Raw genomic sequence first — 867 nt, forward strand, 5'->3', positions numbered from 1 at the left:
TGGCCGGACCCCGGGAAATGGTCCACGGCGAACGAGAGTCGTTCATTGGTGGGTGCAGCTGGCAGCGTAGCGGGCTGGGGGCTGGTAGCCCAGCGATGAGTGCCGGCGGTGGTGGTTGTAGTCGTGTTTCCAGTCGCTGATGACCACGCGGGCCTGGGTCAACGACCAGAAGCTGTTGATGTTGAGACACTCGTCGCGGATGCGCGAGTTGAATGACTCGACATAGCCGTTACGCCACGGCTCGCCCGGCGGGATGAAGTGCAGACCGACCTGACCCGATGACCAGTCAGCCATTGCGCTGCAGGCTAATTCGGGCCCGTTGTCACACCGCAGCACCGCAGGAAACGTGCCACGCTGGCGGGCCAGGCGGGCGAGTTCACCGATCAGGTGCTCACCGGTGATACCGCGCTCGACCATCCCGCCCAGGCACTCACGGGTGTGCTCATCGACGACCGAAACGATCTTGATAGGCCGCCCATCAGTAGTGGAATCGAACTGGAAGTCCACCGCCCACACCCGATTGGGTGCATCAGCGACCACGTCGGGCGGCGCGGTGGAGCTGCCCCGGCGTTTGCGTCGGCGCCGCTGCGGCACTCGAAGCCCTTCGTCACGCCAAAGGCGTTGGATCTTCTTATGATTCACCTGCCACCCTTCACCGCGGGCGTCGTGATACGCGGGACGGAACCCGCGACGAGGGTGGTTCTTGGCGTAGGCCCGTAGCCACGCCCGCAACGCGGCGTCAGGGTCGGCAGGGGTGGCCGCGACGGGCTCGTGGCGTTGGGTGGCGCGGTGTTGCCCGGTCACGCGGCAGGCGAACCGTTCACTGACCCCCAGCACCCGCTGGAGATGACGAACGGCCGCCCGCCG

1 protein-coding gene is annotated in these 867 nt (G+C 66.3%); it reads right to left on the reverse strand.

From position 1 onward, the window contains the following. Nucleotides 1–42: 42 nt before the first annotated feature. Nucleotides 43–867: IS3 family transposase (locus JF781_RS27995; RefSeq protein WP_225341360.1), on the reverse strand; the 825-nt coding region annotated here is incomplete at its 5' end.

This window comes from Mycobacterium sp. WUMAC-067, from assembly GCF_020217485.1.
GTDB lineage: Bacteria > Actinomycetota > Actinomycetes > Mycobacteriales > Mycobacteriaceae > Mycobacterium.